25 protein-coding genes are annotated in these 26,862 nt (G+C 69.8%); 11 read left to right on the top strand and 14 right to left on the bottom strand.

Annotated features, from left to right (window positions below):
- The first annotated feature begins 100 nt into the window (after positions 1 to 100).
- Positions 101 to 1,102 carry a tryptophan--tRNA ligase gene (gene trpS, locus OID54_RS21800; protein ID WP_329021885.1) on the top strand — a complete coding sequence of 334 codons (1,002 nt, stop codon included), beginning with the start codon at positions 101 to 103 and terminating at the stop codon, positions 1,100 to 1,102.
- Positions 1,103 to 1,187: 85 nt separating this feature from the next.
- Here trpS and proC read toward each other — a convergent pair whose 3' ends face one another.
- Positions 1,188 to 1,997 carry a pyrroline-5-carboxylate reductase gene (gene proC / locus OID54_RS21795; protein ID WP_329021882.1) on the bottom strand — a complete coding sequence of 270 codons (810 nt, stop codon included), beginning with the start codon at positions 1,995 to 1,997 and terminating at the stop codon, positions 1,188 to 1,190.
- Positions 1,998 to 2,145: 148 nt separating this feature from the next.
- On the opposite strand from proC, the gene OID54_RS21790 reads away from it, so the two are divergent.
- Entirely contained in the window at positions 2,146 to 2,637 is a 492-nt protein-coding gene (locus OID54_RS21790; protein WP_329021879.1) for a SigE family RNA polymerase sigma factor, read from the top strand.
- Between the two features lie 159 nt (positions 2,638 to 2,796).
- Here OID54_RS21790 and OID54_RS21785 read toward each other — a convergent pair whose 3' ends face one another.
- Entirely contained in the window at positions 2,797 to 3,534 is a 738-nt protein-coding gene (locus OID54_RS21785) for an ABC transporter permease (protein WP_329021876.1), read from the bottom strand.
- Positions 3,531 to 4,436, bottom strand: coding sequence for an ABC transporter ATP-binding protein (locus OID54_RS21780; RefSeq protein WP_329021874.1), 906 nt, complete (start codon positions 4,434 to 4,436; stop codon positions 3,531 to 3,533). The genes OID54_RS21785 and OID54_RS21780 overlap by 4 nt, the downstream gene beginning before the upstream one ends.
- A gap of 103 nt (positions 4,437 to 4,539) precedes the next feature.
- Between OID54_RS21780 and OID54_RS21775 the strand changes: the two genes are divergently transcribed.
- Positions 4,540 to 5,064 (top strand): hypothetical protein, encoded by a 525-nt coding sequence (locus OID54_RS21775; RefSeq protein WP_329021872.1) that lies wholly within the window; start codon positions 4,540 to 4,542, stop codon positions 5,062 to 5,064.
- Positions 5,065 to 5,161: 97 nt separating this feature from the next.
- Here the strand turns inward: OID54_RS21775 and OID54_RS21770 are convergent, their stop codons facing one another.
- From OID54_RS21770 to OID54_RS21750, 5 genes are all read right to left on the bottom strand, one after another.
- A complete protein-coding gene (locus OID54_RS21770; RefSeq protein ID WP_329021870.1) occupies positions 5,162 to 6,367 on the bottom strand; it encodes an NAD(P)/FAD-dependent oxidoreductase in 1,206 nt (401 codons plus the stop codon).
- Between the two features lie 51 nt (positions 6,368 to 6,418).
- Positions 6,419 to 7,294, bottom strand: coding sequence for an RNA polymerase sigma factor SigJ (sigJ, locus tag OID54_RS21765; protein WP_329021868.1), 876 nt, complete (start codon positions 7,292 to 7,294; stop codon positions 6,419 to 6,421).
- Between the two features lie 69 nt (positions 7,295 to 7,363).
- Positions 7,364 to 8,155, bottom strand: a complete 792-nt coding sequence (locus OID54_RS21760; protein WP_329021866.1) for a class I SAM-dependent methyltransferase — start codon at positions 8,153 to 8,155, stop codon at positions 7,364 to 7,366.
- Positions 8,156 to 8,251: 96 nt separating this feature from the next.
- Positions 8,252 to 8,806: a hypothetical protein gene (locus OID54_RS21755; RefSeq protein WP_443055658.1), complete on the bottom strand. Its 555-nt coding sequence runs from the start codon at positions 8,804 to 8,806 to the stop codon at positions 8,252 to 8,254.
- A gap of 375 nt (positions 8,807 to 9,181) precedes the next feature.
- Positions 9,182 to 9,499 carry an SH3 domain-containing protein gene (locus OID54_RS21750; RefSeq protein WP_329021864.1) on the bottom strand — a complete coding sequence of 106 codons (318 nt, stop codon included), beginning with the start codon at positions 9,497 to 9,499 and terminating at the stop codon, positions 9,182 to 9,184.
- A 133-nt stretch (positions 9,500 to 9,632) separates the two neighbouring features.
- Here OID54_RS21750 and OID54_RS21745 point away from each other — a divergent pair, with 133 nt between their 5' ends.
- On the top strand, positions 9,633 to 11,783 hold the full coding sequence (locus tag OID54_RS21745) for a serine/threonine-protein kinase (RefSeq protein ID WP_329027697.1): 2,151 nt from the start codon (positions 9,633 to 9,635) through the stop codon (positions 11,781 to 11,783).
- A 202-nt stretch (positions 11,784 to 11,985) separates the two neighbouring features.
- Here OID54_RS21745 and ilvD read toward each other — a convergent pair whose 3' ends face one another.
- The 4 genes from ilvD to OID54_RS21725 form a co-directional block, all read right to left on the bottom strand.
- Positions 11,986 to 13,836, bottom strand: a complete 1,851-nt coding sequence (ilvD, locus tag OID54_RS21740) for a dihydroxy-acid dehydratase (RefSeq protein ID WP_329021862.1) — start codon at positions 13,834 to 13,836, stop codon at positions 11,986 to 11,988.
- 234 nt (positions 13,837 to 14,070) lie between these two features.
- Positions 14,071 to 14,685 (bottom strand): TetR/AcrR family transcriptional regulator, encoded by a 615-nt coding sequence (locus OID54_RS21735; RefSeq protein WP_329021860.1) that lies wholly within the window; start codon positions 14,683 to 14,685, stop codon positions 14,071 to 14,073.
- Positions 14,682 to 15,530, bottom strand: a complete 849-nt coding sequence (locus OID54_RS21730; RefSeq protein ID WP_329021858.1) for a sugar phosphate isomerase/epimerase family protein — start codon at positions 15,528 to 15,530, stop codon at positions 14,682 to 14,684. The genes OID54_RS21735 and OID54_RS21730 overlap by 4 nt, the downstream gene beginning before the upstream one ends.
- A 257-nt stretch (positions 15,531 to 15,787) precedes the next feature.
- Entirely contained in the window at positions 15,788 to 16,717 is a 930-nt protein-coding gene (locus OID54_RS21725) for a Ppx/GppA phosphatase family protein (protein WP_329021855.1), read from the bottom strand.
- Between the two features lie 40 nt (positions 16,718 to 16,757).
- Between OID54_RS21725 and OID54_RS21720 the strand changes: the two genes are divergently transcribed.
- Positions 16,758 to 17,627, top strand: a complete 870-nt coding sequence (locus OID54_RS21720; protein WP_329021853.1) for a hypothetical protein — start codon at positions 16,758 to 16,760, stop codon at positions 17,625 to 17,627.
- A gap of 8 nt (positions 17,628 to 17,635) precedes the next feature.
- Here OID54_RS21720 and OID54_RS21715 read toward each other — a convergent pair whose 3' ends face one another.
- Positions 17,636 to 19,324, bottom strand: a complete 1,689-nt coding sequence (locus OID54_RS21715; protein ID WP_329021850.1) for a BACON domain-containing protein — start codon at positions 19,322 to 19,324, stop codon at positions 17,636 to 17,638.
- A 293-nt stretch (positions 19,325 to 19,617) separates the two neighbouring features.
- Here OID54_RS21715 and radA point away from each other — a divergent pair, with 293 nt between their 5' ends.
- The gene (gene radA, locus OID54_RS21710; protein WP_329021848.1) at positions 19,618 to 21,108 is read left to right on the top strand and encodes a DNA repair protein RadA; all 1,491 of its coding nucleotides are present in this window, start codon (positions 19,618 to 19,620) and stop codon (positions 21,106 to 21,108) included.
- Positions 21,109 to 21,152: 44 nt separating this feature from the next.
- The gene (gene disA, locus OID54_RS21705; RefSeq protein WP_329021846.1) at positions 21,153 to 22,277 is read left to right on the top strand and encodes a DNA integrity scanning diadenylate cyclase DisA; all 1,125 of its coding nucleotides are present in this window, start codon (positions 21,153 to 21,155) and stop codon (positions 22,275 to 22,277) included.
- Positions 22,278 to 22,468: 191 nt separating this feature from the next.
- Here the strand turns inward: disA and OID54_RS21700 are convergent, their stop codons facing one another.
- Positions 22,469 to 23,302, bottom strand: coding sequence for a hypothetical protein (locus OID54_RS21700; protein ID WP_329021844.1), 834 nt, complete (start codon positions 23,300 to 23,302; stop codon positions 22,469 to 22,471).
- A gap of 177 nt (positions 23,303 to 23,479) precedes the next feature.
- On the opposite strand from OID54_RS21700, the gene OID54_RS21695 reads away from it, so the two are divergent.
- The 4 genes from OID54_RS21695 (at position 23,480) to OID54_RS21680 (ending at position 26,857) form a co-directional block, all read left to right on the top strand.
- Positions 23,480 to 24,121: a phosphatase PAP2 family protein gene (locus tag OID54_RS21695; RefSeq protein WP_329021842.1), complete on the top strand. Its 642-nt coding sequence runs from the start codon at positions 23,480 to 23,482 to the stop codon at positions 24,119 to 24,121.
- A 290-nt stretch (positions 24,122 to 24,411) separates the two neighbouring features.
- Entirely contained in the window at positions 24,412 to 25,317 is a 906-nt protein-coding gene (locus tag OID54_RS21690; RefSeq protein WP_329021840.1) for an A/G-specific adenine glycosylase, read from the top strand.
- 173 nt (positions 25,318 to 25,490) lie between these two features.
- Complete coding sequence (locus tag OID54_RS21685; RefSeq protein ID WP_329027695.1) at positions 25,491 to 26,177, top strand: SigE family RNA polymerase sigma factor; 687 nt, start codon at positions 25,491 to 25,493, stop codon at positions 26,175 to 26,177.
- Entirely contained in the window at positions 26,165 to 26,857 is a 693-nt protein-coding gene (locus tag OID54_RS21680) for a hypothetical protein (protein ID WP_329021838.1), read from the top strand. The genes OID54_RS21685 and OID54_RS21680 overlap by 13 nt, the downstream gene beginning before the upstream one ends.
- Positions 26,858 to 26,862 lie beyond the last annotated feature (5 nt).

The raw sequence follows: 26,862 nt of genomic DNA, 5'->3' as shown, positions 1-26,862 counted from the left end.
CCTACGCGCGTACTCATCGGCCGCCGCCTCGGCGGCCTTTTTGTTGCTCTCCCCAGGAGCCGGCCGCCAGCGCTGCGGCCACGGCAGGAGAGGGACAACGGTGACCAAGCGAATCTTCAGCGGCATCAAGCCCACGGGGCACCTGACGCTGGGCAACTATCTCGGAGCGCTGCGCCGCTGGGTCGAAGTCGACCAGCACCAGTCGGACGCGCTGTTCAGCGTGGTCGATCTGCATGCGCTGACCGTGGACCACGACCCGGGACGCGTGCGCAGGCTCAGCCGACAGGCGGCGACGCTCATGCTGGCCGCCGGGCTCGACCCAGAACTGTGCACCGTGTTCGTCCAAAGTCACGTGGCGGAGCACACCCGGCTCTCCTATCTATTGGAGTGCACGGCGACCGACGGTGAGTTGCGGCGCATGATCCAGTACAAGGAGAAGGGGGCACGGGCTCGGGCCGCCGGGGAGAGTGTCCGGCTGTCCCTGCTGACCTATCCGGTGCTGATGGCGGCGGACATCCTCGCCTACGGGACCGATGAAGTGCCGGTCGGCGAGGACCAGACGCAGCACGTTGAGCTCAGCCGGGATCTAGCCGTGCGGTTCAACCAGCGGTACGGGCACACCTTCACGGTGCCGAAGGCCACCCATCCGTCCGTGGCCGCTCGGGTCATGGACCTTCAGGACCCGCTGTCGAAGATGGGGAAGTCCCACGCTGCAACGGCTGGCATCGTCTATCTGCTGGACGACGCGGACATGGTGCGCAAGAAGATCATGCGTGCGGTCACGGACAGCGGTCGCGAGGTCGAGTACGACCGCGAGCGAAGCCCCGGCATCGCAAATCTGCTGGAGATCCTCGCCTCCTGTTGCCAAGGGAACCCAGAAGCCTTGGCCGGTGTATATGAGTCGTACGGAGCGTTGAAGCGGGACACGGCCGAAGCCGTGGTGGAGCTGCTGAGGCCGGTGCAGGAGCGTCACGCGGAACTTGCGGCGGACGGGGGGCATGTCGATGAAGTGTTGAAGCGCGGTGCCGAGAGGGCCAGGGCCATGGCCCGCCCGAGAGTCGATGCCGCCTACGCGGCGATGGGACTGCTCCCCGGCGCCTGAGTCAGAGGGTCGGTGGCACCAGCAGCCTCGTCAAGGCTGATCCGCGTGGCCCACCGCCGAGGCGTCGCGGCGGTGGGTGCACGGGTCAGCCGTTGCCGGAGGCCAGCTCTCGGCTGCGGTCACGGGCAGCCTCAAGCGCGGCGATGAGTGCGGCGCGGACACCGTGGTTCTCCAGTTCACGGATGGCGCTGATGGTGGTGCCCGCGGGGGAGGTGACGGCTTCACGGAGCTTTACGGGGTGCTCACCGCTGTCGCGGAGCATGACCGCGGCTCCGATGGCGGCCTGGACGATCAGGTCGTGGGCCTGCGAGCGCGGTAGGCCGAGGAGGATTCCGGCGTCGGTCATGGCCTCAACGAGGAAGTAGAAGTACGCGGGCCCGGAGCCCGACAGGGCGGTGGCCGCGTCCTGCTGGGATTCGGGAACCCTCAGGGTCTTGCCGACTCCGCCGAAGATCGCTTCGGTGTGCGCGAGGTGATCGGGGGTGGCATGGCTACCGGCCGAGATCACGGACATGCCCTCGTCGACGAGGACCGGGGTGTTGGGCATGACACGGACGACAGGAGCTCCCGGTGACAGGCGCTCCTCGATGAAGGAGGTGGGAATTCCCGCAGCCGCGCTGATGGTCAGGCGGTCGGTGGTGACGTGCGGGGCGAGTTCGTCGAGGAGCTTGCCCATGTCCTGGGGCTTGACGGCCAGGATGAGGGTGTCGGCCCGCTTGGCGGCCTCTGCATTGGTGACGGGTTCGACCCCGTAGCGGGTGTGGAGTTCCGTTGCGCGATCCGAGCGACGGGTGGTGACCAGAAGGTCGGAAGGCCGCCATCCGGCTCGGATCATCCCGCTCAGCAGGGCCTCGCCGATCTTGCCTGTGCCGAGGACTGCGACTGTCTGGGTCATGGGCTGTGTTCACCTCGCCGATGGGGGTTCGTGCTGCTCATACTCGCATTGGCGCCGCGGTGGCGCCGTGACGTCCACAGGGCGGTACGGCTGAGGGTGTTGATGGCTCCTGTGGAACCTGATGGCCCGAGGGAGGCTCCTACGGCGCGTGACGGAGGACGAGTTCGACGCCCTGTACGCAACCGCGTTCCCCAGGCTGGTGGGACAACTGACCGCGTTGACGGGTGATCACGGTGAGGCGCAGGACGTGGTTCAGGAGGCGTTCGTCCGGGCCTGGTGTCGTCGTGCGTCCGTCCTGGCGGACAGGGCTCCCGAGGCATGGGTCAGGACGGTGGCGGTGCGGCTCGCGGTGAGCCGCTGGCGTAGGGCGAGGAGATGGCGCGAGCTGGTCTGCGGCCACGGCGCGGCGGAGCGGGTGCTGGAGCCGGGGCTGGAGCATCTGGTGATCGTCCAGGCCCTGCGGCAGTTACCGGAGGCTCAGCGCAGGGCCGTGGTGCTGCACCATCTGTGCGATCTGACCGTGGAGCAGGTCGCACAGGAGACGGGCTCGCCGACGGGGACGGTCAAGGCCCGGTTGTCTCGGGGGCGGGCCGCTCTCGCGAAGCTGCTCCCGCCCGGCGGCACCGTCTCCGTGGGCTGATCGTCCTGTCAGAAGTGAAGGAGGAAACGATCGGAAGGAAATGCCAAGGATCGAAGGGGATGGGGGTGGGGTGCGGTCCAAGGGGAGGGTCGGGGCTTCCTGGCCGGTGGCTGTCGCGGCCGTGATGGCTGTGTCGGCTGTGTTTGCTGTCGCGCCCGGTCAGGCCGTGCGGCGACGCAGGGTGGCGGCGCCGAGACCGAGGACCAGGACGGCGCAGCCCCCGACCACAAGGACGTCCCGGACGAAGGCACCGGTGGGGTCGGGATGGCGGAGGACCTCGGTCATGGCGTCGACGGCGTACGACATGGGCAGTGCGTTGGAGATGGTCTCCAGGATGGGCTGCATGTTCTCGCGGGGGGTGAACAGACCGCAGAGGAGGAGTTGGGGGAAGATCACGGCCGGCATGAACTGGACCGCCTGGAACTCCGAGGTGGCGAAGGCGGAGACGAAGAGACCGAGCGCCGTGCCCAGCAGTGCGTCCAGGAGGGCGACGAGCAGGAGCAGCCAGGGGGAGCCGACGACGTCAAGGCCGAGAGCCCAGAGTGCGAGGCCGGTGGCCAGGAGGGACTGGGCGATGGCGATGACACCGAAGGCCAGGGCGTAGCCGGTGATCAGGTCGCCCTTGCCGAGGGGCATGGCGAGCAGGCGTTCCAGGGTGCCCGACGTGCGTTCGCGCAGGGTGGCGATGGAGGTCACCAGGAACATCGTGATCAGCGGGAAGATCCCGAGGAGTGCGGCGCCGATGGAGTCGAAGGTGCGGGGGCTGGCGTCGAAGACATAGCGCAGGAGGAACAGCATCACGCAGGGGACGAGGACCATCAGGGCGATGGACCTTCGGTCGTGGCGCAGTTGACGTAGTACCCGGGCCGCGGTGGCGAGGGTGCGGGAGATGCTCATCGGGCGTTCTCCTGACCGGTTCGGGTCGACTCTTCGGTCACGGTCGACTCTTCAGTTGCGGTCGGCTTTTCGGGCTGGGTGCCGGGATCTGGGGACGCTGCCGTGGTGCCCCCGGGTGGGTGGTGCGGCGGGAGGCCCGGGTCGGGAGCGGGGCGGGTGCCGGTCGCGTCGACCAGATGGAGGAAGGCCGCCTCGACCGTTTCGGTGCCGGTGCGCAGACGGAGGGCAGCGGGGCTGTCCTCGGCGAGGATCTCGCCTTCTCTCATCAGGAGGAGGCGGTGGCAGCGTTCGGCTTCGTCCATCACGTGGGAGGAGACGAGGATCGTCGTGCCGCGGTCGGCTGCGAGCCGGTGGAAGAGGCTCCAGAGGTCTCGGCGCAGTACGGGGTCGAGTCCGACGGTGGGTTCGTCGAGGACGAGGAGTTCGGGCGTGCCCAGTAGGGCGACGGCGAGCGAGACCCGGCTGCGCTGGCCTCCGGAGAGGCGTCCCGCGAGGGCGTCCGTGTGGGAGGTGAGGTCCACATCGGCGATGGAGCGGGTGACGTGGTCCTGGCGGAGTTTTCGTTGGTGCCGTCCGGGGTGGAGCACGGCGGCGAAGTAGTCCAGGTTCTGTCGGACCGTCAGGTCGTCGTAGACGGAGGGCGCCTGGGTGACATAGCCGATGCGGGAGCGGAGCGCGGCGTGACCGGCCGGGCTGCCGAGGATGTCGAGCGTGCCGCTGACCTTTGCCTGGGTGCCGGCGACGGCGCGCATCAGGGTGGATTTTCCGCAGCCGGAGGGGCCGAGCAGGCCGGTGATTCGACCGGGCGGAATGGTGAAGTCGATGCCGCGCAGGACGGTGCGGGCTCCTCGTACGACGGTGAGACCGCGGGCCAGGACGGCCACATCAGAGGAATTCATCATGTGATGAATAATGCTGTCGGGTGACCGTCCCGTCAAGAGATGGGGGGTGCGTCAGGGGGATCCCCCATGGCGCTTCGGGGGGCACCCAGAGAAAGCTGAAGGCATGAGCGGACACATGAACCAGCACGGCCAGATCTCCAAGGCCGAGCGGCGTCAACTGGCGGTCGCGGCGACGACGCTCGGCCCCTGGCGGACCGCCGCGGCAACCGGTGGCTCGGGAGGCGTCGTCGTCTTCGGCCTCGGCGCCCTGGGAGGCGTGAGCCTGGAACTGCTCGCCGGAGCCCTGTCCTTCGCGCTGATGCTGTTCTTCGTCGTGGGCGGCGCCGGGGCCGTGATCGGCGGCAGGTCGGCGGCTTCACTGACGGCCGGATCCACTGACAGCACCGGGTTGCCCGTCGCGGTCGACACCGATTCCCCCAGCGATCGACGCATACGGCGCTGGGCCCGCGAGCACCCCTGGCGAGTCGCCATGGTGCCCGGTGCGTCGATGGCCCTGGCCGATGTCGTGGTGAACACGACGCTGAGTGCGCGGAGCTTCATGGGCGGTGTGGAGGACGCACTGTGGATGGGTGTACTGGTCTGGCTGTTCGTGGGATTGTCCGGACGGTTCGCTCCTCGCAAAGGCTGAGCACCTCGCAAAGGCTGAGCGCCTCGCAAGGGCCGAGTGCCTCGCAAGGGCCGAGTGCCTCGGCAAACACGGAGTGCTTCGGTAGCTGAGCGCTTCGTCAGAAGCCCGGCAGCCGCCCGATGGTGTCCGGAGCTCGCCGCGCCAGGCCCATCACGCTGACCGTGGAACGGACGATGCGTTCCTTGGCCCAAGCGGCCGTACGACCGGTGAGGACGCGGTCCCGTGGACTGTCGTCGTGACGGACGAATTGGACCAGGCCGTCGCGGCGGCCCAGGCTCACGCACTGGAGCCGGTAGCCGAAGTCCAGCCGCTCGGGTGCACGGCCCCGGAGTTCGGCGATGATCGCGGTCGCCGCATGGGAGCCGGTGGGCAGCGCCGCGGCACAGCCCATGCGCAGCGAACCCGCCCGTGACGAGTGGGCGGCTGCGGCATCGCCGACCGCGTAGATCTCCGGATGACTGATCGAGCGGAGGGATGCGTCCACGGCGACCCGGCCGCTGGCTGGATCCAGTGCGAGGCCAGCCTCCGCGGCCACGGCCGTATGGGGGACCATGGCCGCCGCCCACACGACCGCATCGGCGTCCACGTCCAGCGGGTCCGCCACGGTGTGCCCTTCCTCGATGCGTACGCCCAGCGCCGTCAGCACCCTCCGAACGTGGTCCCGGCCCCGCGTCGAGTGGCCGACCGCGAGTTCACCCGCGGTCAACAAGCGTACGTCCCAAGCAGGTCGTGACTCGGCCAGCTCGGCGGCCAGTTCGATCCCGGTCAGCCCGCCGCCGACGACGGCCAGGAAGCCGCTGCGGTCTCGGGTCAGGGTGCACAGGGCCGGCGTGGTCTCTGCCGTGAAGACCTGCGGGGCAGCCGGTTCGGAGCGAGGGGAGGCGTCCGCGGTTTCGAGCGGCGCGAGTTCACCGGTGAGTGGGGATCCAGCAGACTGCCGAGGTGCGGAACGTACAGAGGGGACGCCGGTCGGAACGGCCGTACGACTGCCGAGGGCGTACACCAGACAGTCGTAGTCGAGGAGTTGTCCGTCGTCCGTGGTGATCTTCCGGGCGAGCGGGTCGAGTGCCGTGACCCGTCGGGGGAGGTGGCGCACACCGGTGCCGCGCAGGAGCGAGGCCAGCGGGAGATCGTTCGTTGCCGGTCGGGCGACGAGTTCGTGCTGACGTACCCGTTCGGTGAAGCGGTCGGCCGGATCGACCAGGGTGACGTGGGCGTGCGGTGCCAGCCGCAGCGCGGCCAGCAATCCCGCATAGCCCGCGCCGAGAACGATGATCTGCTGCTTGTCGCGTTTCGTCGTCATGTAAGGGGGACGAGGTGGGCCGCTGATCTGTGACATGGCACCGGTCACAGATCAGCGCAGGGCATCCAGATCGAGGTGGGAGAGCTTGTCCGGGTTGAGCATGGCGTTGACTTCCTGGATGCGCCCCTGGTCCACCGTGAAGGAGAAGACGGCCGTATAGCCGGTGGTGTGGTCGGCGACGAGCACTCCCGGCGCGCCGTTGACCTCCCGCATGACCATCCACATCCGGTCCGGGTGAAAGTCGCGCATCAGATGCTGGGCGAAGCGGGCCACCTTCTCGGCGCCGAGCACCGGCAGCCGAGCGGCGATGACCTTGCCGCCGCCGTCCGACCGCCAGATGACATCGGGGTCGAGGATGTTCAGAAGTGCCTCGAAGTCCCCTGCCACCACGGCGGCTGCGAAGGCTTCGACGGCCTTGCGGTGCTCGGCACGCGCCACCGGACGGCCGGGCGCCTCGGCGCGGACCCGACGGCGGGCGCGGGAGGCCGACTGCCGTACGGAATCGGGACTGCGGCCGACCACCTCGGCGATCTCGGCGAAGGGCACGGCGAAGACGTCGTGGAGGATCAGTGCGGTGCGCTCGGTGGGGCCGAGCCGTTCCAGCATGGTCAGGAGCGCGATGCTCACCGACTCATCGAGGGCCGCCCGCTCCTCCGGGCCTTCCTGGGTGACCAGGGGTTCGGGCAGCCAGGGGCCGGTGTACTGCTCGCGGCGCGCCCGGGCGGAGGTCAACCGGTCGTAGCAGATACGGCTGATCACGGTCGTCAGATACGCCCGGGGGTCGTCCGCCGTGCCGTCGGGCAGCCCCGACCAGCGCAGCCAGGCGTCCTGCACGGCGTCGTCGGCGTCCGCGACGGACCCGCTCATGCGGTAGGCGATGCCCCACAGCCGTCCGCGCTGTTCTTCGAACTCGGCCAGTGCGGCCATCGTTCCCCCCTTGCCCTTCTCCTCGGTGCGTTCTTGCGTCCGCGGCGGGTTCCACGCGTGCAGCAGGTTCTACGCGTGCGGGTTCGACGCGTGCGACGGTCGCTCCGGACGGAATGTGACGGTCAGCTGGACCTCGTACTCCTCGTGCAGGACTCCGTCGGGGAACGCCTTGAGCAGTTCGGCCCGTTCGCGGGCGAGGAATCGTGCCGCTTCGTCCTGCCTCATGGTGAGGAAGAGGGAGTGACTGGAGAGATTGTCCAGATGGGCGTCAACGGAGAGCTCCCGGGTCCAGGAGACGACACGCTCCCGAGTGGGGACCTGGTCGGGCAGCCGGCGTGAGTCGCCGGGGGCGCCGTACGCCCCGTCGGCGAATTCGGTGCTCATGCGGGCGGCCTGGGCGGCGATCCAGGGAACGGTCAGATCGGCGACGTTCCACCACAGTGCGAGCGCCCCACCTGGCCTCAGCACCCGCAGCGCCTCGGGCAGGGAGCGGGCCGGGTTCGTCCAGTGCCATGACTGGGCGTAGGTGATCAGGTCGGCGCTGCCGTCCGCCAGGGGCAGGGCGTCGCCGGAGCCGAGGACGAGCGGGGTGTCGGGGAGGGTGCGGCGGAGTTGGGCGGCCATGCCGGGACCGGGTTCCACCGCGGTAACCCGTGCACCCCGGGCTCGTAGCAGCCGGGTGGCTATGCCGGTGCCTGCGCCCACGTCGATGACGCGCATGCCGTGGAGCGAACGGCCGGTGATCTCCTCGATTGCGTCGAAGAGCGCGGGCGGATAGCCGGGGCGCGCGCTGTCGTAGTGGGCCGCCGCAGTGTCGAAGGACAGCGCCCTCGCCCGGGCCGGCGAGGTGGGTTCGGTCATGGCAGATCCATCCTGGCTCGTCCGCTGCTCGTCTGCTGCTCGTCCGTTTTCCGTGCCGGCGGGTCCGGTCTATCGGCTCTATCGGCTCTATCAGCCCTATCGGCGGCGCGCCCTGGCGGACCTTCCCGCCCTGCCCTTGCGGGTGGCCGGGTTGCCGGTGCGGGCCTTGCGGCGCCGGTCGTACCGGGCCCGGGCGATCTCGTACTCCTCGCGGTGCAGCGACTCACCGGGGGCCTCCAGCAGCGCACGTACCGCGTAGGCGAGGAGTACGCCGATGAATCCGACGGCCTTGAGGCTGCGCAGCGAGTCGGGTGCGGCGATCGGGCCGGTCGGGCGACGGGTGAAACCCTCCCAGGTCTTGCGGAAGGCGATCGCACTGCACGCCGCGAGCATGACGATGACCAGTGCGTTGACGAAGCCCCCGACCTCGGCGATCGTCAGGCCCTGGTAGGCGAAGCGCAGGACCAGCGCTCCCGCGACGGCGGCCGTCAGGGCACCGATGGCGAGGCCCGCGCGGCGCAGCCCGTATCCCCCGTCACGGTCCACCCAGGTGGTGCCGAAGAAGCGGATGGGCTCGGGCCGGGGGCCCGTCTCCGCTTCGGCGCCCTGCCCCGGACCGGCGGTGCTGGTGGTGGTGCTCTGCTCGCTCACGCGCCGATTATCGCAAGGCGCGGCTCAGTGGGCACGGACGGACCCGTGGAACGGCGCTGCGCGTGGCGAAGTGCCTGCGGCTACGGGCCTGGGGCGCATCTCCCCGGGGGCCCGTTCTCCCACGCAAAGCCGATACCCGGGCGACCCAACGATGCCCGGGCGGCTCGCTGCCCTGCTGCCACCGGACACGGCCAACGCTCCGGGTGCCTGGGGCAGAGGCCCCCAGGCACCCGGAGCGTCAGAGCCGGTCGAAGTCACCGGGGGCCAGCCGAACACTCCGAGCGCTACGGAGCGACGCGAGCCATCCAGACAGCCCGAACCACCCAGGCCCTCGAACCGACCGACGGCCCCGAGGGCGTCAACGCGCCACCGGTGTCAGGCACAGCGGATCGTCACATACCCGTCGCTGCCGGTCTGCACATAGGCATCGGAGATGAACTGGCCGTTGGCGATGCAGTCCCAGATGTTGGTCGTGCCATAGGGACCGGTGATCCATTCCCCCGGCTTCTGGCAGTTGATCGGCACGCGTGCCCCGTACGGCAGCACCCTGACGATGTCGTGCTGTGTCCCCGGTCCGCTGCGGACGTTCACCCGGTAGCCGGGTGCGACCGGATAGCGCGTGGAGCTGCGGGGCGAGACATCGCCCGCCTCGGCTGCACCATCTGTTTCCGGACGTACTTCTTCAAGTCCCATTGCAAACTCCCCCGTTGCTGTATAGGCGTTTCCGTACGGTACGCCCCGCGGAGGGCAACAAGCCATCCCTGGATCGCACGCACCATCGACTAGGCTCCGACCAGTCGTGCGCTCCAAGAACACGGGGGTGGAGATGCCACCACTGCGCAGTACCGGACAGTCTCCGGAAGCGGAACATCCGGAATATGCCGGGCAATACCGCCTTGAGTCATGCCTGGGAACCGGCGGCATGGGAGTGGTGCATCTCGCCACCTCGGACTCAGGGCTCCGCTTGGCGGTCAAGGTCATCCACGGTGAGCACGCATCCGACCCGGAGTTCAGAGCACGCTTCCGGCAGGAGATCGCGGCGGCGCGAAAGGTGAGCGGGGCCTTCACCGCATCAGTCGTGGACGCCGACCCGCAGGCCGGACGGCCCTGGATGGCCACCTTGTTCATCGACGGACCGACCCTTGCAGAACAGGTCAAGCGGAACCCGCTGAACGGTATGGAGCTACGTCGGATCGGGGCCGGTCTTGCCGAAGCGCTCCGCGACATCCACCGGGCGGGGGTGGTCCATCGCGATCTGAAACCGAGCAATGTGCTGCTCGCCTCCGACGGCCCCAAAGTGATCGACTTCGGTATCTCCCGCCCTTCGGACAGCGATCTGCGCACCGAGACCGGGAAACTAATCGGGACTCCGCCCTTTATGGCGCCGGAGCAGTTCCAGCGGCCGAGGGAAGTCGGTCCCGCCGCCGATGTGTTCGCGCTGGGGGCGGTCCTGGTTCATGCCGCGACCGGGCGCGGCCCCTTCGATTCGGACAGTCCGTACATCGTCGCGTACCAAGTCGTCCATGATGAACCGGATCTGGCGGGGGTGCCCGAGGACCTCGTACCGCTGCTGCGGCGATGTCTCGCCAAGGACCCGGACGAGCGGCCCACCCCCCATGAGGTGATGGTCGCGCTGCGGAGTTCGACCCCGTCGAGCGGCTATGACACCCAGGCGTACATACCGGCTCCCCGGACGCCCGACCCCAGCGAGGACGCCCCCGAGGCCGACCGGCGACGGTCCGTCTGGCAGCGTCACCGGTTGCGGTGGGCGGCGGCGGGCGCAGCCGTCGTGGCACTGGTGGTGACCGGTGTTCTGGTGGTGCGCGCCCAGGATGAGGTCGAGGTCTCCGCATCGCAGGATTCGGTGGTGGTGAGCCGGGGCTTCACGGGCTGGGACGTTCTCCTCGGGAAGGCCGGACGCGAGGACAAGACCCCGGTGTGCACGGCGCCTTCGGACGGCTCCGCCCTCTACTGCGCCGCGCCCGGCGTCACAGCGGCCCGGTTGGACCCGCAGCGAGGCACAACGCTCTGGTCGAAGGCCGGGGCCGGTACCGAGTCTGGGCCCGGGCCCGGGGCTGATCCGAGCGCCCGCGAGGACGGGCGGGTCAAGGCACCCGTGTTCGCGGGCGGCCTGGTCCATGTGGTGACACCGAACGCCGGTCTGCTGGAGGCCCTGGATCCCGCGTCGGGCGCGGTCCGTTGGAGTGTGAAGACCTCGGCGTACTCGGCCGTGCGCCATGCCGGGGACACCGTGCTGCTCGTGGGCACCGGCACCGTACGGGCACTCGACGCGGCAACGGGTGCCCGTCGGTGGGAAGAGCGCCACGGCGGAGTCGGCACGCAGTGGATCTCGACGCCGCACGGGAGGGGTCCCGTCTTCGCGGCCACCCCCTCCGGAGACGGTGCGTCGACCTCGGTGATCGCCGTCGACCCCACGGACGGCAAACAGTTGTGGCAGGAGCGGCTCACCGGAACGCTGACCCCCGTGTCGGCGACGGACGACGCGCTGCATCTGCTCTCCACCAACGCCGACGACTACACGGACGCCGTGGTGCGGCTCGGTACGAAGCCCGGTGCCCGCAAGGTCCGCAGGGTGGCCCTCGACGTACCCGTCGACCAGGCCCAAGCGGCGGTGGTCGGCGAGGTCGTCCGGCTGAGCGGCTCGGGAGGAGCACTGCTGGCGATCGATGTGGAGGCGGGCGCTCAACTGTGGCGTCTGGAGACCTCGGTCACCCATCTGTCCCGCCCCGCGGGCGATGCCCGCACGATGTACGTGGCGGCTGGCGACGGACGGCTGCTCGCGGTGGACGCGGTGGCCGGGAGGCTGATCGGGCAGACCGAGCCGCGGATGAACGACGGGCGCTACACCTTCTCCTCGGTGCTGTACGAGCCGGTGGTGACGTCGGGGCGGGTCTTCGGGACGGCGCCGAACGGATCGGTGTTCGCCGTGGACGCGAAGGATCCCAGGCGCTGGTAGGCCCCGCGGCCCGTTGCGCTGCTCGACGGTCGACGGCTTGCGGGGTCTGGGCGGTGCCGAGGAGGCGTGCCGGGCCTGACCGACTTTGGCCCGGGCCCTCGGAAAGCACCGGGCCCGCCCGGCACGGCTGCCGGACGGGCCCGATCGTTCCACTGCTGGCGTCCACGCCCCGGGCGCGAGCCGCGGAGTTGAGGACCATGGGTCAGGACAGCCTGCTGACGTCCCTGACCGCGCCCTTGTCGGCGCTCGTCGCCATCGCCGCGTATGCCTTGAGGGCCGCGGACACCTTGCGCTCGCGGTTCTTCGGCGCGTACACGCCGCCGAGAGCCGCCTTCCGGGCGGCCAGGTCCTCATCGGAGACCAGGAGCTCGATCGAACGGTTCGGGATGTCGATGCGGATGCGGTCGCCGTTCTCGACGAGCGCGATCGTGCCGCCCGATGCCGCTTCCGGAGAGGCGTGGCCGATGGAGAGACCCGACGTACCGCCCGAGAAGCGGCCGTCCGTCACCAGCGCGCACGTCTTCCCCAGACCGCGTCCCTTGAGGAACGAGGTGGGGTAGAGCATCTCTTGCATGCCGGGGCCGCCCTTGGGGCCCTCGTAGCGGATGACGACCACGTCGCCGTGCTTGATCTCCTTGCGGAGGATCTTGTCGACGGCCTCGTCCTGCGATTCGCAGACGACCGCGGGGCCCTCGAAGGTCCAGATCGACTCGTCGACACCGGCGGTCTTCACCACACAGCCGTCGACGGCCAGATTGCCCTTGAGAACCGCGAGCCCGCCGTCCTTGCTGTAGGCGTGCGCGGCATCGCGGATGCAGCCGAGGGCGGCGTCCGTGTCCAGCGTCTCCCACCGCTCGGACTGGGAGAACGCCTCGGCGGAGCGCACACAGCCCGGTGCGGCGTGCCACAGCTCGACGGCCTCGTCGGACGGGGAGCCGCCCCGGACGTCCCAGGTTTCCAGCCACTGCTTGACGGAAGGGGAGTGGACCGTGTGGACGTCCTCGTCGAGGAGGCCCGCCCGGTAGAGCTCGCCCAGGATCGCGGGGATACCCCCGGCCCGGTGGACGTCCTCCATGTAGTACGTGCCCTGGGGGGCGACGTTGGGCGCGACCTTGGCCAGACAGGGGACGCGGCGGGAGACCGCGTCGATGTCGGCGAGGTCGTAGTCCAACTCGGCCTCCTGCGCCGCCGCCAGCAGGTGCAGGATCGTGTTGGTGGAGCCGCCCATGGAGATATCGAGCGCCATGGCGTTGTCGAAGGCGGCACGCGTGGCGATGTTGCGGGGCAGGACGGTGGCGTCGTCCTCCTCGTAGTACCGCCGGGTGATCTCCACGACGGTGCGGCCCGCGTTCTCGTAGAGGGCGCGGCGTGCCGTGTGGGTCGCGAGCACCGAGCCGTTGCCCGGCAGGGACAGGCCCAGGGCCTCGGTCAGACAGTTCATCGAGTTGGCGGTGAACATGCCGGAACAGGAGCCGCAGGTCGGGCAGGCGTTCTCCTCGATGCGGAGGATGTCCTCGTCCGAGATGCTCTCGTCGACCGCGTCCGAGATGGCGTTGACCAGGTCGAGCTTGCGGACGGTTCCGTCGACGAGGGTGGCCTGGCCGGCTTCCATCGGACCGCCGGAGACGAAGACGGTCGGGATGTTGAGCCGCAGGGCGGCGTTCAGCATGCCCGGGGTGATCTTGTCGCAGTTGGAGATGCAGATCAGGGCGTCGGCGCAGTGCGCCTCGACCATGTACTCCACGCTGTCGGCGATCAGGTCGCGGGACGGGAGCGAGTACAGCATTCCGCCGTGGCCCATGGCGATGCCGTCGTCGACCGCGATGGTGTTGAACTCACGCGGAATGGCGCCTGCCGCCTTGATGGCCTCGCTCACGATCCGGCCGACGGGCTGGAGGTGGGTGTGGCCGGGGACGAACTCGGTGAAGGAGTTGGCGACCGCGATGATCGGCTTGCCGATGTCCGCGCTCGCTACGCCAGAGGCACGCATAAGGGCGCGGGCGCCCGCCATATTGCGGCCGTGGGTGACTGTGCGGGACCTCAGCTCGGGCATCGTCGCTCGCTCCTCGGTAGTAAGAGACTTGTCGCCACCCACGAGCGTACGCCGACGGACCAAGATCTGGACACTATGTCCGCAATGTGGGATGTACTGCTCAGGGAGCGGGCACTCCCGTCAGCCCGTGGGCGGCCGGTACGGGGCCACGGGGGCGGGCCGGACGGCCACCGCCGCATTCAGGGGTTCGATGCAACGGTACGCGGCCGGGGCTGCGCGCGGGACCGCTCGGGCTCAGGCTTCGGTCAGATAGCGCTGAAGCGTGGGCGCCACCTGGGAAATGATCTCTTCCGGATCGGCCGACGCCAAGGGCTCCACCTGGATCACATAGCGCAGGACCGCGATCCCGATCATGTGGGAGGCCGCGAGCTCCGCACGGAACTTCGGGTTCGGCACCTCCAGCTCGGCCGCGATCCGCTCCAGCAGCCGCCGCAGCACGAACCCCCTGAGGACCTTCGCCGCCGCCTCGTGCGTGAGCGCGGAGCGGATGACGACGAGCAGGGGGCCACGGGAGACGGGGTTCTCCCAGACGCCGATGAAGTAACGCGCGATGCGTTCGCCGATCCCCTCGGTGCCCTTGCCCAGGATCGCCGTCACGGCCAGCGCCGGTTCAAAGGACACCTCGATGGCGGCGGCGAAGACGTCGTCCTTGGAGCCGTAGTAGTGGTGGACCAGCGCCGCGTCCACATTCGCCGCCCGGGCGATGCCGCGCATGGTCGTCTTGTCGTAGCCCCGCTCGGCGAACTCCGTGCGGGCGGCGTCCAGGATGCGCTCCCGCGCACCGGGACCCTCCTGGGCAGCGGCGCGGGCCGGACGTCCGCGGCGGCGCGGAGCGGGGGCGTCCGTCATGGGCCGGGCACTTTCCGTGCGTCGGTCGGCGCATGGGCGGCCAGATGGCGGCGGGTGAAGTCGAGCGCCTCGGCGAGGTCGGCCTCCCGTTCGGCCGCCGACATCGCCCGGCGCGTGTTGACCTCGACGACCACATGGCCGTCGAAGCCCGTTCGCACCAGACGCTCCAGCAGTTCCGCACACGGTTGGTCACCCCGCCCGGGCACCAGGTGCTCGTCCTTCGCGGACCCCTTGCCGTCGGCCAGGTGCACATGGCTCAGCCGGTCGCCCATCCGGTCGACCATGGCCATCGTGTCCACCCGGGAGGTGGCCGTGTGCGAGAGGTCGATCGTGAAGTGGCGGTAGTCGTCCTTGGTGACGTCCCACTCGGGCGCGTAGGCCAGCATCTCGCGGTCCCGGTAGCGCCACGGATACATGTTCTCGACGGCGAAGCGCACGTCCGTCTCGTCGGCCATCCGCCAGAGGCCGCTGACGAAGTCGCGGGAGTACTGGCGTTGCCAGCGAAAGGGCGGGTGGACGACGACCGTCGACGCCCCCAGCTGCTCCGCAGCCGCCTGGGCGCGTTGGAGCTTGGTCCAGGGGTCGGTGGACCAGACCCGCTGGGTGATCAGCAGACAGGGTGCGTGGACCGCGAGGATCGGCACCCGGTGGTAGTCGGAGAGCCGGCGCAACGCCTCGATGTCCTGACTGACCGGGTCCGTCCAGACCATCACTTCGACGCCGTCGTAGCCGAGGCGCGCGGCGATCTCGAAGGCCGTCGCCGTCGACTCCGGATAGACGGAGGCCGTCGACAGGACGACCTTCACGTCCCTCGCGCCCGGGGTGCGCGCCACTGGTTCCACCACGCAGACAGGGTACGGGGCCGGGGGCGGGCCGCGGAGCAGGGAGCGACCGGTCCGGGGTCTGCACGGTGGCGTTCGCGGCCGTGGGGCGGGGTGAAGGAGATCCGCCCCTGTTCGTACCACCGGCAGCCATCCGCACCCGGTGACATGTGTGGACACGGGGCGGCCGACGAAGCGGCACGGTGGGTGGCGGAAGGCCGCCGGGCCGGAGCCCGTACGGCCGGGGATTCCACATCGGGGAGCTGTTGGGCTCCCGCTTCCTAGCCGACCGGCAAGTGGTCGAGGCGACGCAGGATCACGCCTTCGCGCAGCGCCCAGGGGCAGATCTCCAGCACCTCCGCGCCCAGCAGGTCCATGGCGGCCTCCGCGACGAGCGCACCGGCCAGCAGTTGGCGCGCACGGCCCGCGGCCACGCCCGGTAGCGCCGCGCGCTGGTCGATGGTCATCTCGGCCAGTTTGGGCATCCAGTCCTGGAGCGACTTGCGGGTCAGCTCGCGGTGTACGTAGATGCCCTCGGCGTCGCGGGCGGCCCCGGCGATCCTGGCCAACTGCTTGAAGGTCTTGGACGTCGCCACGATGTGGTCGGGCCTGCCGAAGCGGCTGAACTCGCCGACCGTACGGGCGATCTCCGTCCGTACATGGCGACGCAGCGCGCGGACGTCTTCCGGCGTGGGCGGGTCGCCGGGCAGTTGCTTGGTGAGTCGACCGGCGCCCAGTGGCAGGGAGACCGAGGCGTCCGGGACCTCGTCGATGCCGTAGGCGATCTCCAGCGAACCGCCGCCGATGTCTATGACGAGCAGCTTTCCCGCGGACCAGCCGAACCAGCGGCGGGCGGCGAGGAAGGTCAGGCGTGCTTCCTCGGCGCCGGTGAGCACCTCCAGATGCACCCCGGTCGCCTCTCTGACCTGGGAGAGCACCTGGTCGGCATTGGTGGCTTCGCGCACGGCTGAGGTCGCAAAGCTGAGTACCTGCTCACAGCCCTGGTCTTCGGCGGCCTGGACCGCCTTGTGCAGCGTACTGATCAAATGGTCAACGCCCTCGGGGCCGATGGCGCCCTTGTCGTCGAGGAGTTCAGCCAGTCGCAACTCCTCCTTGTGCGAGTGTGCGGGTAGGGGGCGGGCGCCGGGGTGCGCGTCCACTACCAGCAGATGCACCGTGTTCGAACCGACGTCGAGGACTCCGAGTCTCATGGACCGAACGCTACTGCGGTCTCGGACATACCCTTGGCCTGTGGCAAAGACGAAAAAGGCGAAGCAGGGCAAAGCCCATCCTCAGCTCTCACAAAAGGTACAGGGCGACGAGAAGGGGCTGGACTTCCCGCGCGCCTGGGTGGAGTTCCCCGACCCCACCGACGACGAACAGATCTTCCGCTGCGATCTGACCTGGCTGACGTCCCGCTGGACCTGCATCTTCGGCAGCGGTTGCCAGGGGATCGAGGCAGGTCGGGCCGATGACGGGTGCTGCACGCTGGGCGCGCACTTCTCGGACGAGGACGATGAGAAGCGCGTGGCCGGCCATGTGGCACGGCTCACTCCGGACGTCTGGCAGTTCCATGACGTGGGAACCAAGACGGGCTGGGTCCAGGCCGCCCCGGACGACGACGATTCAGACGACACAGACGACGCAGATAGCTCAGCAGAGGCGGAGGAGGCAGAGGAGGGCGGGGCGCGCCAGACCCGGCGCTGGCAGGGGTCCTGCATCTTCCAGAACCGCCCGGGGTTCGCCGGCGGCGCGGGCTGCTCCCTGCACATCCTGGCGTTGCGAGAGGGCCGCGAGCCGCTGGAGACCAAGCCGGACGTCTGCTGGCAGCTCCCGGTGCGGCGCACCTACGACTGGATCGAGCGGCCGGACGACACCAAGGTGCTCCAGATCTCGATCGGCGAGTACGACCGAAGGGGCTGGGGGCCGGGTGGCCATGATCTGCACTGGTGGTGCACATCGGCCACCTCGGCGCACGGGGCGGGGGAGCCCGTCTATGTGACGTACCGGCCCGAACTGACGGAGCTGATGGGTAAGGAGGGGTACGAGGTGCTGGCCGGACTGTGTGAGGCACGGCTCGCCACCCAGTTGCCCCTGCTGGCCCCGCATCCCGCGGACTAGGGAGCTGTCTAGGTGCCCGAGGCCGGCGGTGTCTCGGGCGACGGTGACGGGGGCGACGGCGATCCGGCCGGTGGCGAGGAGGGCGGCGAGGGCGACGGTGTCTCGGGCGTCGGTGACGGTGTCGGCGAGGGCGAAGCGGGCAGGGTGGGCGAGTGGGACGGCGACTCCGGTGGGACCGGTGAGCCGCGCCCCTCGATCAGCACCGTCGCACTCGCCGGAGCCACCGACACCCGCGCCCGCCAGGCCCCGACGGGTTCGCGCGACCGGTCAACGGTGACCGTGAGAGTGATCGACTCCCCCGGTCGCAGAACGCCCGACGTTCGACTCACCGTGAGCCAGGGCGCCGACATCCCCACCGACCAACTCACCGGTGTGCTGCCGGTGGCAAGCAGGGTGATCGAGGTCCCGCCGGCTGCCGACGCGGCCCGGACGGCGAGGCGTTCCGGGCCGCCGTGGCCGGGGGCGGTGGGCGAGGCGGGCGATCCGGTGCTGATGACCTCGACCGAGACGTCCGGCTCGTTCAGACCGGTCGTACGGGCCGCTCGCGGTCCGGCCTCCGCCTGGCCCGCACCTTCGTAGCGGTCGTGCCGGTTGTCGGGCGCGCCGGCCAGGCCCCGGTCCTCCTCGGCCTCGGTCGCACTGACCGAGGTGCCTCCCGGGCGGCCCTCCCCCGTCAGCGGTGCCCCTCGGTACGCGGCCCACAGCGCGAGGACCGGTGCCGCCACGACCGTCGCCACGACCGTGGTCGTCACCGCCCTGGCACGCAGTCGGTTGCGGCGGGCGGCATGGTCCTTCGGGTTCAGCGGGAAGCCTGCCGAACCGAAGCGGAGTGCCGTCGACCGGGTACGGGGCAACTGGCACAGCGCACGGTCGATGTCGGCCCGGGGCGCCCTGGCCAGCGGGAGGGCGGCCGGGGTGGCCGACCCCGGCCACGGTCCCCGCGCCTCCTCGCGCTCGGCCGCCCGACGGCAGCGGGGGCAGTCGTCGACGTGGCGGACGAGTTCGGTGCGCAGCGCGGCCGAGAGCAGCACCAGATGATCGCCGGTGAGCCGGGCGATGGCGGGGCAGTCCCCCCGGTCGACGATGGCGAGCGCCGCCCGGGTCCGTTCCACTTCGCAGGCCGCAGCCGCGAGCAACTCGCGTGCCCCCGGCGGATCGAGTCCGAGAACCGCGGCGACTTCCCGGGTGCTGAGGCCGTGCCGTACGGCGAGTTCCAGTGCCTCCCGCTGCTCGGGCGAGGTGCCGGCCGCCTCGGGCCAGGCCAGCAGTGCCAGTTCCGCCCGACGCCGTTCCGCCGTCTCCTGTGACGTCTGGGTCTCCTGCGGTGCGGGCGGGCGGCCGGTGTGCGCACCCGCGCGGGTCTTCCTGCGTTCGGTCAGTCCCCGTAGACAGGCCCATCGGGCCAGTGCGTACAGCCAGGCCGTGCGCTCGGGTCCGGGTGCCGGGCAACGGCCGTGATGCCGTTCGGCGGTGACGAGGACCTCGGCAACGAGCGCGGTCGCCGCGTCGTGGTCGCAGAGGGCGGAGAGGCAGTAGGTGAACAGCCCGTCGAGATAGGGGCCGTAGCGCGCCGCGGCCCGCCCGGTGACCGGTCGCGCTGCACGACGGTGCGAGGGATGTGGGTGTACGCCGCTGCCTTGCGTGGGTGGCTCCAGACCGCTGCTCATCACGCGGTGACCGTAGGCGTACACCAACATCCGGTTCGCACCACTTGAGCACTTTTAATCCGTACGGGTGAACAGTTCGCTCGAAGGGGGACATGAATGGCGAATTGCGCCCCTGTTGCGCTGGGGCATTCGGGTGACTCACGGTCGAAAATGGTGAATTCTGAGCGTGCCTGACCGGGGGCTGGTCGGGCCCTGGCCGGGGGCTGACGAGGGCCGAGTAGCACCATGGAACACCTTCGGTACGCCGTGCATGCTGAGCCGCAGCCGGCGGGCGAAACCCATCGCTGGCCACCAGTGTCAGTGCGGGGCGCTACGGTCTGAGGATGGCTGCCCGTACGAAATCCACCAAGGACCGGCCGTCCTACCGCTGTACCGAGTGCGGCTGGACCACCGCCAAGTGGCTTGGCCGCTGCCCCGAATGCCAGGCGTGGGGGACGGTCGAGGAGTACGGCGCCCCCGCGGTGCGCACCACCGCCGCAGGGCGGGTCTCCACCGCCGCGCTCCCCATCGGGCAGGTGGACAGCAGACAGGCCACCGCCCGCTCGACCGGCGTGCCCGAGTTGGATCGGGTCCTCGGTGGTGGGTTGGTGCCCGGTGCCGTGGTGCTGCTCGCCGGTGAGCCGGGGGTCGGCAAGTCCACCCTGCTGTTGGACGTCGCCGCCAAGGCGGCCAGCGAGGACCATCCCACCCTCTATGTCACCGCCGAGGAGTCCGCGAGTCAGGTTCGGTTGCGCGCTGATCGGATCAAAGCGCTCCACGACCATCTCTATCTCGCCGCGGAAACCAATCTCTCTTCCGTGCTGGGGCATCTGGACGCGGTGAAGCCGTCCCTGCTGATCCTCGACTCGGTGCAGACCGTGGCCTCGCCGGAGATCGACGGCGCCCCCGGCGGCATGGCCCAGGTGCGGGAGGTGGCGGGCGCCCTGATCCGGGCGTCCAAGGAGCGGGGGATGTCCACCCTGCTCGTCGGTCATGTCACCAAGGACGGCGCGATCGCCGGACCGCGCCTGCTGGAGCACCTGGTCGACGTCGTGCTGTCCTTCGAAGGGGACCGCCATGCGCGACTTCGGCTGGTTCGTGGAGTGAAGAACCGCTACGGGGCCACGGACGAGGTCGGCTGCTTCGAACTCCACGACGAGGGCATCACCGGCCTCACCGATCCGTCCGGGCTCTTCCTCACTCGCCGGGACGCACCGGTCCCCGGGACCTGTCTGACGGTGACGTTGGAAGGGCGGCGCCCCCTGGTCGCCGAGGTCCAGGCGCTGACGGTCGACTCGCAGATCCCGTCCCCGCGGCGCACCACTTCGGGGTTGGAGACCTCTCGGGTCTCGATGATGCTCGCGGTCCTGGAGCAGCGGGGCCGCATCACGGCACTAGGCAAGCGGGACATCTACAGCGCCACGGTCGGCGGTGTGAAGCTCTCGGAGCCCGCAGCGGATCTGGCGATCGCCCTGGCCCTGGCGTCGGCGGCCAGTGACACGCCCCTGCCCAAGAACCTGGTAGCCATCGGCGAAGTGGGACTCGCCGGGGAGGTCCGGCGCGTCACCGGAGTGCAGCGGCGACTGGCCGAGGCTCATCGGCTCGGCTTCACCCAGGCCCTGGTCCCGACCGACCCCGGAAAGATCCCCCCGGGGATGAAAGTGACGGAAGTGGCGACCCTCGGAGACGCCCTCAGAGTGCTCCCCCGCGGTCGCCAGAAAAGCGGTAGCGGACCCTCCGCAGAGGGTCCGGCAGGTGGGCCCGTGGGCTCGCCCCGAAGAGCTCCGAGCAAAGAGAGCGCGGACGCCCCACGGGATGGGGACCTACGCCGGTAGACTTTGCCCTGGTCTCGCCCATCCGTACGAGCCGGAGGAGTGCAGTGGCAGCCAACGACCGGGCATCAGCATCCGGAAAGTCCGGCGCGAGCTCCGGCAACGAAGCACTGATCCGCGCCGCCCTGAGCGCGGTCGCACCAGGCACCGCACTCCGCGATGGCCTGGAGCGCATCATCCGCGGCAACACCGGCGGATTGATCGTCCTCGGCATGGACAAGACGGTGGAGTCGATGTGCACGGGCGGATTCGTGCTCGATGTCGAGTTCACCGCCACCCGTCTGCGCGAGCTGTGCAAGTTGGACGGCGCACTCATCCTGGACAAGGACATGTCCAAGATCCTCCGGGCGGGGGTGCAACTGGTCCCCGACGCGTCGATCCACACCGAGGAGACCGGCACCCGCCACCGCACGGCGGACCGCGTCTCCAAGCAGTGCGGGTTCCCCGTGGTCTCCGTATCCCAGTCGATGCGGCTCATCGCGTTGTACGTGGACGGTGAGCGGCGGGTGCTGGAGGAGTCGGCAGCGATCCTGTCCCGCGCCAACCAGGCACTGGCCACCTTGGAGCGCTACAAGCTCCGCCTCGACGAGGTCGCGGGGACGCTCTCCGCGCTGGAGATCGAGGATCTGGTGACGGTCCGGGACGTCACGGCCGTCGCACAGCGTCTGGAGATGGTCCGCAGGATCGCGACCGAGATCGCCGAGTACGTGGTGGAGTTGGGCACCGACGGTCGGCTGCTCTCCCTCCAACTCGATGAGTTGATCGCCGGCGTGGAACCGGAGCGGGAACTGGTCGTGCGCGACTATGTGCCGGAGCCGACGGCCAAGCGGTCGCGCACGGTCGACGAGGCACTCGCCGAGTTGGACGCGCTCACCCACACCGAGCTCCTGGAACTGCCCATAGTGGCCCGGGCTCTGGGGTACAGCGGCTCTCCCGAGACGCTGGACTCCGCGGTCTCCCCGCGTGGCTATCGCCTTCTGGCGAAGGTCCCCCGGCTACCGGGAGCGATCATCGAGCGGCTCGTCGAACACTTCGGTGGACTTCAGAAGCTGCTCGCCGCGAGCGTGGCCGACCTCCAGGCGGTGGAAGGAGTCGGCGAGGCCCGGGCCCGAAGCGTCCGGGAGGGACTGTCCCGGTTGGCGGAGTCCTCGATCCTTGAGCGGTACGTCTAGGGACGCTTCCCGGCACCCGGGGGCGTCCGTCCCGTACCGAAGGTCCCACGGTCGGCGGGTCACGGGCCGTACTCGGCTACGCCTTCCAATGCTGCCCCGTACTCGGCTGTGCCTTCAAGGGCCATCGCCGCGGGGTCGGAGCATGGCCAAGGCCGGCGCATTCGGTCCAGCCGTTCTGCCCGCCCGGTGTGTCAGTCCTTCTCCAGGCGGAAGGACGCCGGCAGCACCGCGGTTCCGGGGAAGCTCGCCTCCACCAGATAGGTGCCCGCCGAGACCGCACCCGCGGCCGGCGTCGCACACCGGGGCTCGCTCTGCCTGCGGTCCCACTGCACGGTGTGAGTGACCGTCTGACCTGCGGGCACCCGGAGCAGCACGCTCCCCTGTGGCCGAGGGCAGTCCTTGGACGACCACACCTCTTCGTCGCCCGTGTCCTTGACTGTCAGTACGGCGGCCTTGGGCCCGAAGTCCGCCTTGCACGTCGTCGACGAGGTGTTGGAGGCACTCAGCTGGAACGAGGGCTTCTCCCCCGCCTCATAGGAGACCTTCGCGCTGCGCAGCGTCAACTTCAGTGCCGAAGAGGGGCAGTTGGGCAGATCGGAACCCGCGGGCACTTGCTGGCCCGCCGTACCGCCCGAGGTTGCGGCGCCACCGGAACCCTGGCCGCCGTTCGCGGCCCCGCCCTCCGTACCACCGCTGGCGGAACCCTCGCTCCCGCCAGAACCAGAGCCTGAGCCGGAACCAGAGCCCGATCCGCTCCCGGAGCCGGAGGGGGAACCGCCCGGCTTCTCGCGCCCCCCGGGCTGCTCACTGATTGCCGGGCCTGACTGATCAGGTCCTGGCGTGATCGAAGGAGCCGGTGAGGCAGAGCCGTTGACGCCGTCGTCCTTGCCGCCGTTCCCCCGGTCCGAGGTGACGGCCCATGCCACCAGCACCAGGAGCAGCGCGGCCAAGCACAGCGCGATAGCCCTCCGTCGCCAGTAGATGGAGGAGGGGAGCGGCCCGATCGGATTGCGCAGAGATCCCACGAACCAAACTGTACGAGAGATCACGCCCAACTCCGGCCCTACCCGCCGCCTACACCCCAAGTTCTCCGGATCATCATCATGGAAGCCAATCTTCCCCTTGTGGCGGTGCGGTGTTGCCGTCCCAACCCGCGACCGGCATCAAGGGGATGACCCCTCACCAGGTAGCGTCCCTGAACCATGGACAGCAGCATCACCCGCGACCTCTACCGCGACATAACCGACTTCGCCCACACCACCCCGACCTGGTTCCAGAAACTCGCCGAGATCTGGACCGAACTGGGGCTGCTCCTGTTCGGAGCGCTCTTCCTTGTCGCCTGGTGGCGGGCGCGCGTGGGACCCCCACCGGCGATAGCCGTGGCCGTCCTCGCCCCCCTCGCCACGGCGACCGGCTATGTGGTCAGCGAGTCGTTCAAGTCGGTGGTCGACGAGGACCGCCCCTGTCGCACGGTGGCGGACGCAGCGGCCTCGCTCGTCCCCTGCCCTCCGGTGGGTGACTGGTCCTTCCCCAGCAACCACTCCTCGATCGCGGGCGCCGCTGCCATCGCCCTGGCGATCGCCTGGCCCCGGATCGCCCTGCTGACGGTGCCGATGGCGGTGCTGATGGCGTTCTCCCGGGTCTTCGTCGGAGTGCACTACCCCCATGACGTGATGGTGGGTCTGGTCCTCGGTGCCCTGGTGGCGGTGGTCTTCATCCTGGCGCTGCGCCGCCCGGCCCAGTCAGTGCTGACGACGATGCGCACCAGTCGTACGGGTGTGGTCGTCTGGTTCGCCGGTCCGGGCGGAGCAGCAGCACCGGTACGGAATCGGCATCGGCGCTAGGCCGTATCCGCAGCTGTGTCCCGCCGGGTGCGGGCCGGACCTGGGCCCATGGGTCGTCGCAGGGCCGGCCCTGAGCGTCGACAGCCGGCATCCGGGGCGCTGTGCACCACCAGCTCAGAAGCACGAATTGCACCACCAGCATCAGGCACACCCTGCACCTCTAGCGCCCCCTGTGCCCCTTGGTTCGCACCGCACCCCCGGCCACCCCGGTACACCCTCTGGGCCGCTCGGCCCACGGCCCGGAGCGGATGCACCATCCGCCAGCCGGGACGTGCCAGGATCGGTGTGCCATGACTGACACCAACACAGCCCTCGCCCCCACCGACGCCGCATCCCTCCACGCCCCCGTCATCTCCTGGTTCGACGAGCACGCCCGCGATCTGCCGTGGCGTCGCCCCGAGGCGGGCGCGTGGGGCGTGATGGTCAGCGAGTTCATGTTGCAGCAGACTCCGGTCAACCGGGTCCTGCCCGTGTACGAACAGTGGCTGGCCCGCTGGCCCCGCCCCGCCGATCTGGCCGCCGAGGCGCCCGGGGAGGCCGTCCGCGCCTGGGGACGTCTCGGATACCCCCGCCGTGCGCTGCGCCTGCACGGAGCCGCCCAGGCGATAGCAGAACGACACGACGGTGACGTACCCCGCGAACACGCACAGTTGCTCGCCCTGCCCGGAATCGGCGAGTACACCGCGGCAGCCGTCGCATCCTTCGCGTACGGGCAGCGACATGCCGTCCTCGACACCAATGTGCGCAGGGTCTTCGCCCGAGCCTCATCCGGCATCCAGTACCCGCCGACCGCCACGACGGCCGCGGAGCGCAAGCTCGCTCGTGCGCTGCTCCCCGATGACGAGGAGACCGCGGCCCGGTGGGCTGCGGCGTCGATGGAGTTGGGTGCGCTCGTCTGCACCGCCCGTAACGAGGACTGCGCCCGCTGCCCGATCGCCGCACAGTGCTCTTGGCGGCTGGCCGGGAAGCCTGCCCACGAGGGCGCGCCCCGGCGGGGCCAGACCTATGCGGGCACCGATCGACAGGTGCGTGGCAAGCTGCTCGCCGTGCTCCGCGAATCCTCGGAGCCCGTACCGCAGACGGCCCTGGACGTGGTGTGGCACGAGCCCGTGCAGCGGGCCCGCGCCCTGGACGGACTGGTCGCAGACGGGCTGGTCGAACCGCTGGAAGGCGGGCTGTACCAGCTCCCGGGCTGATCCCGACCAGGTCTGCTTCCCCGGGTGATCGACACCGAAACATCTGCTGTTACACAACCGATGGATGGCCGTGCGCCCTTCGAGGGCTGCTCCGCACAGGCCCGTGACAACCGCTCCGTAACTTCTCCTGCATAAGGAACGCAGTGCTGGTGACGGGGACGGAGGCGGTTGGAATGGCGCACGGCGAGGTGCTCGGTTTTGAAGAGTACGTACGCAGCCGGCAGGAGGCACTGCTGCGCAGCGCCCGGCGGCTGGTGCCCGATCCCGTCGATGCCCAGGACCTCCTCCAGACCGCACTGGCCCGCACCTACGGTCGCTGGGACGGCATCGCCGACAAGTCGCTCGCCGACGCCTATCTGCGCCGGGTGATGATCAACACCCGGACGGAGTGGTGGCGCGCCCGCAAGCTGGAGGAAGTGCCCACCGACCAACTGCCGGACGCCCGGATCGACGACGGCAGCGACCAGCGCGCGGACCGCGCACTGCTGATGGACGCGCTGAAGGTGCTCGCGCCCAAGCAGCGCAGTGTGGTGGTGTTGCGGCACTGGGAGCAGATGAGCACGGAGGAGACGGCTGACGCGCTGGGCATGTCGGCGGGTACCGTGAAGAGCACACTGCATCGGGCACTGGCCCGGCTCCGGCAGGAGTTGGAGCGCCAGGAGGCGGAGCGTCGCGAGTTGGAGCGCCGGGAGCGGATCGAGCACGAGGCCGCGCAGCGGGCCGACCGTCCGACGAACCGTCGCCCCGAAGCCGGCGAGCTGCGGGTCCCGACCCAGGACCGGGGCGGTCTGCAGCGCTTGCGGTGCGGTGATGGACAGGACAGGCAGGACGAACGGGGGCAGGAGCGGTGCGCGGCCTGAGCGGCCTGGTGACCCGGGAGCACTCGGAGAACGGACGCGGTAGAGGACGGCGAGCGGCGGGCGGTACGGCCGCCGTCGTCCTCGCCGCCTTCGGCATGTTCACGGCCGGTTGCTCGGCGGGGGGCACCGGCGTCAAGGACGAGGGCTCCGCCCACGCCGAGAACGCCAAGAGCGTGCCGTCGGCGAACGTCTCGGCTGGCGGCACGCAGCAGGTCGACCGGGTCAACCCGGTACGGCTGGTCAAGGACGATCCGAAGGTCAGCAAACGGATCAAGTCCGACCTCAAGCCGTGCGGCAGGGACTACCCGGTGGACACCTCGTACGGGAACATGACCGGCGGCACCCAACCCGATGTGGTCGTCAATGTGATGAGCTGCGTCGATTCCGTGGGGGTCGGCACGTATGTGTACCGGATGAACGGCACGCGGTACGAGAATGTCTTCACCTCCGAGGAACCCGCGGTGGTCTCCGCCATCGACCGCGGCGATTTGGTCGTCACCAAACAGGTCTGGGTGGAGAACGACCCGGTGGAGGAGCCCTCCGCCGAGGAGGTCACCACGTACCACTGGACGAGCGGAAGGTTCGCCCAAATGCATTGGGTCCGCAATGAGTACAGCGGACCCGTCGACGGAGACGACTTGCTCGCCACCGAGCCGCCGGAACCCCCCAGAGAGAACTGAGAGCA

This window comes from Streptomyces sp. NBC_00690 (genome assembly GCF_036226685.1).
Classification (GTDB): domain Bacteria; phylum Actinomycetota; class Actinomycetes; order Streptomycetales; family Streptomycetaceae; genus Streptomyces.
The sequence above is the reverse complement of the archived record's forward strand: the minus strand, read 5'-3'. Positions and strand labels throughout refer to the sequence as shown.

What these genes read in the sequence shown, in the direction of transcription:
- proC (WP_329021882.1), bottom strand. Translation starts at nt 1,997, where the DNA reads ATGACCCAGACAGTCGCAGTCCTCGGCACAGGCAAGATCGGCGAGGCC.
- OID54_RS21785 (WP_329021876.1), bottom strand. Translation starts at nt 3,534, where the DNA reads ATGAGCATCTCCCGCACCCTCGCCACCGCGGCCCGGGTACTACGTCAA.
- OID54_RS21780 (WP_329021874.1), bottom strand. Translation starts at nt 4,436, where the DNA reads ATGATGAATTCCTCTGATGTGGCCGTCCTGGCCCGCGGTCTCACCGTC.
- OID54_RS21775 (WP_329021872.1), top strand. Translation starts at nt 4,540, where the DNA reads ATGAGCGGACACATGAACCAGCACGGCCAGATCTCCAAGGCCGAGCGG.
- OID54_RS21770 (WP_329021870.1), bottom strand. Translation starts at nt 6,367, where the DNA reads ATGACGACGAAACGCGACAAGCAGCAGATCATCGTTCTCGGCGCGGGC.
- sigJ (WP_329021868.1), bottom strand. Translation starts at nt 7,294, where the DNA reads ATGGCCGCACTGGCCGAGTTCGAAGAACAGCGCGGACGGCTGTGGGGC.
- OID54_RS21760 (WP_329021866.1), bottom strand. Translation starts at nt 8,155, where the DNA reads ATGACCGAACCCACCTCGCCGGCCCGGGCGAGGGCGCTGTCCTTCGAC.
- OID54_RS21750 (WP_329021864.1), bottom strand. Translation starts at nt 9,499, where the DNA reads ATGGGACTTGAAGAAGTACGTCCGGAAACAGATGGTGCAGCCGAGGCG.
- OID54_RS21745 (WP_329027697.1), top strand. Translation starts at nt 9,633, where the DNA reads ATGCCACCACTGCGCAGTACCGGACAGTCTCCGGAAGCGGAACATCCG.
- ilvD (WP_329021862.1), bottom strand. Translation starts at nt 13,836, where the DNA reads ATGCCCGAGCTGAGGTCCCGCACAGTCACCCACGGCCGCAATATGGCG.
- OID54_RS21735 (WP_329021860.1), bottom strand. Translation starts at nt 14,685, where the DNA reads ATGACGGACGCCCCCGCTCCGCGCCGCCGCGGACGTCCGGCCCGCGCC.
- OID54_RS21725 (WP_329021855.1), bottom strand. Translation starts at nt 16,717, where the DNA reads ATGAGACTCGGAGTCCTCGACGTCGGTTCGAACACGGTGCATCTGCTG.
- OID54_RS21715 (WP_329021850.1), bottom strand. Translation starts at nt 19,324, where the DNA reads ATGTTGGTGTACGCCTACGGTCACCGCGTGATGAGCAGCGGTCTGGAG.
- radA (WP_329021848.1), top strand. Translation starts at nt 19,618, where the DNA reads ATGGCTGCCCGTACGAAATCCACCAAGGACCGGCCGTCCTACCGCTGT.
- OID54_RS21695 (WP_329021842.1), top strand. Translation starts at nt 23,480, where the DNA reads ATGGACAGCAGCATCACCCGCGACCTCTACCGCGACATAACCGACTTC.
- OID54_RS21690 (WP_329021840.1), top strand. Translation starts at nt 24,412, where the DNA reads ATGACTGACACCAACACAGCCCTCGCCCCCACCGACGCCGCATCCCTC.
- OID54_RS21685 (WP_329027695.1), top strand. Translation starts at nt 25,491, where the DNA reads ATGGCGCACGGCGAGGTGCTCGGTTTTGAAGAGTACGTACGCAGCCGG.